This is a genomic window from Streptomyces sp. WELS2 (assembly GCF_013870595.1).
Lineage (GTDB): Bacteria > Actinomycetota > Actinomycetes > Streptomycetales > Streptomycetaceae > Streptomyces.
The window spans coordinates 1-2,640 of the sequence record NZ_JACBWZ010000835.1 but is presented as its reverse complement, the minus strand read 5'-3'; the positions used below and the strand labels follow the sequence as shown (position 1 = coordinate 2,640).

The 2,640-nt window shown below is 70.9% G+C and carries 2 protein-coding genes; both read right to left on the bottom strand.

Annotated elements, in window-relative coordinates; genetic code table 11:
• Window positions 1-86: 86 nt before the first annotated feature.
• A complete protein-coding gene (locus H5J33_RS30540) occupies window positions 87-1,439 on the bottom strand; it encodes an ABC transporter substrate-binding protein (protein WP_181798013.1) in 1,353 nt (450 codons plus the stop codon).
• A 129-nt stretch (window positions 1,440-1,568) separates the two neighbouring features.
• Complete coding sequence (locus H5J33_RS30535; protein ID WP_181798012.1) at window positions 1,569-2,567, bottom strand: LacI family DNA-binding transcriptional regulator; 999 nt, start codon at window positions 2,565-2,567, stop codon at window positions 1,569-1,571.
• Window positions 2,568-2,640: the final 73 nt, after the last annotated feature.

Here is a 2,640-nt window from a genome sequence, read left to right as displayed (position 1 = left end):
CCCTCACCACGATGGACACCATTCCCTATCCCCGCAGGCCAGTGGAGGGGCGACGGTCCGTCGCTCGGCCGTCTTCGTCATGGCGGTCAGCCCCGGGCCAGAATGCTGTCGATCTTGCCGGACGCCTCCTCGAGGAGCCGGTCGATGTCGGCGTCCTCCTTGGTGAGGACGGCGGAGACGACACCGTCGAGGACGGAGTAGATCTGCTGGGCGTGCGGTGGCTCGGTCTTGAGCCGGAGCTTGCCGTTGCCGTCGAGGAACGCCCGGTAGTTCTCCACCGGGACGTTGGCGTTGGCCTGTTTGACCCGCTGGTCGGTGGCGTCGGCGGCGCCGGTGAACAGGCGCGGTTCGGGCAGGCCGACGGGGGCGTCGTGCTTCCTGGCGCGGGCGTAGTCGCCGAGGAAGCCCTTGCCCGGGGTGAGGAACATGTGGTCGAGCCACTTCAGGCCGGCGCGGATCTGGGCGGGCGTGGCCTGCTTGCGGAACATGTAGCCGTCGCCGCCGGCGAGGGTGGCGTGGCCGCCCGGCATGGGGGCCAGGGCGAGGTCCTGGTAGTCGCCGCCCTTCTCCTTGACCAGGATCGGGATGTTGTCGGGGGCGGCGAGGTACATGCCGAGTCTGCCCGAACCCATCATCTGCTGCACGTCGTTGATGACGAGGAGCTGTCTGCTGCCCATGGAGTCGTCGCTCCACCGCATGTCGTGCAGGGTGCGCAGCACGGCGCGGCCCTCGGGGGTGTCGATGGTGGCCTTCTTGCCGTCGGCGCCGACGACGTCGCCGCCTCGCGCGTACAGCTCGGCGGTGAAGTGCCAGCCGCCCTGGTTCTGGGCGCTGTAGTCGGCGTAGCCGACCGTGCCGTCGCCTAGGGCGGCGATCTTCCGGGCGGCGGCGCGGACCTCGTCCCAGGTCGCCGGGGGCCGGTCGGGGTCCAGCCCGGCCTCGCGGAACAGGGCGCGGTTGTAGATCAGCCCCATGGAGTATCCGGTGCGCGGGATGCCGTAGACCTTCCCGTCGACGGTGTAGATGTCCCGCAGCTGCTTCTGGATGCTGTCGTAGCTCTTCAGTTCCCTCAGGTACGGGGTGAGGTCGGCGGCCTGGCCCAGGTCCACGACGTGCCGGACGTCGGTGAAGTACGTGTAGAACACGTCCTCCATCTGGCCGCCGGCGAGTTTGGCGTCGAAGGTCTTCGGGTCCTGGCAGGGGAAGGCGTCGTGGGCGACGACGTCGATGTCCGGATGGGCCCCTTCGAAGGCGGCGGTGTCCTCCTCGAAGAAGGCGCGGTCGGCCTTGGCGCTCTTGGGCGGCTCGCAGTTGACGGTGATCCGTGTCTTGCCGCTCGCCGCGCCGCCGGCACCGGAGCCGCAGGCGGTGGCGGCGAGGGCGAGGGAGGAACAGACGCCGATCGCGACGACGGTACGGCGGAACCCGGTGTGTCTCATCGGTGGACCCCTCATGACACTCGTGGCAGGAGCGGTGGGCGCCGCACACTCAAGCACCGCCGACATCCGTCCGCAAGATGTCGCGTAGGATCTGTAATTATTCGACAGTGAGTCGGATCTTCCGATGGGTCAGTCGCGCGGCGCTTGCGCGGTGGAGCCGCGCACCACCAGTTCCGGCTCGAACAGCAGCTCCTCGGCGGGTACGGCGGTGCCCCCGATCTGCGCGTTCAGCAGCTCCACCGCCGCACGTCCCATGGCCTCGATGGGCTGTCGGACGGTGGTCAGCGGGGGTTCGGTGCAGTTCATGAACGCCGAGTCGTCGTAACCCACGACGGAGACCCGGCCCGGGACGTCGTACCCCTTGCGGCGGGCCGCCCGGACGGCGCCGAGGGCCAGCGGGTCGGAGGCGCAGATGATGCCGGTGACACCCCGGTCGATCAGCCGGGACGCGGCGGCGTGCCCGCCCTCGATGGAGAAGATGGCCCGCGCGACGAACTCCTCCGGCAGGTCGCCGGCGACGGCCCGGGCGGCGGCGAGTTTGCGGGCCGAGGGGACGTGGTCGCCGGGGCCGAGGAGCAGGCCGACGCGCTCGTGGCCGAGGGAGGCCAGGTGCCGCCAGGCCTGCTCGACGGCCACGGCGTCGTCGCAGGACACGCCCGGGAAGCCCAGGTGTTCGATGGCCGCGTTGACCAGGACGACCGGGATGTTGCGCGCGGCGAGCCGCCGGTAGTGGTCGTGCGGCGCGTCGGCCTGGGCGTACAGGCCGCCGGCGAACACGACGCCGGAGACCTGCTGCTGGAGCAGCAGCTCGACGTAGTCCGCCTCCGAGACCCCGCCCTTCGTCTGGGTGCACAGCACCGGGGTCAGCCCGAGCTGGGCCAGGGCGCCGCCGATGACCTCGGCGAACGCCGGGAAGATGGGGTTCTGCAGCTCGGGCAGGACGAGACCGACGAGCCGGGCGCGTTCGCCGCGCAGCTGGGTGGGACGCTCGTAGCCGAGCACGTCGAGAGCCGTCAGCACCGCCTGCCGGGTCGCGTCGGAGACCCCGGGTTTGCCGTTGAGCACCCGGCTGACGGTGGCCTCGCTGACCCCGACCTTCCTGGCCACTTCCGCAAGTCGTCGCGTCATGGGCGCAAGGGTAGGCCGGGTGATCGCGCGGGCGGTGACCGGGGTGCAGTACCCGCCGAACGCGACCACGGCC

Coding starts and splice junctions, on each gene's coding strand:
- H5J33_RS30535 (WP_181798012.1), bottom strand. CDS start 2,567: ATGACGCGACGACTTGCGGAAGTGGCCAGGAAGGTCGGGGTCAGCGAG.
- H5J33_RS30540 (WP_181798013.1), bottom strand. CDS start 1,439: ATGAGACACACCGGGTTCCGCCGTACCGTCGTCGCGATCGGCGTCTGT.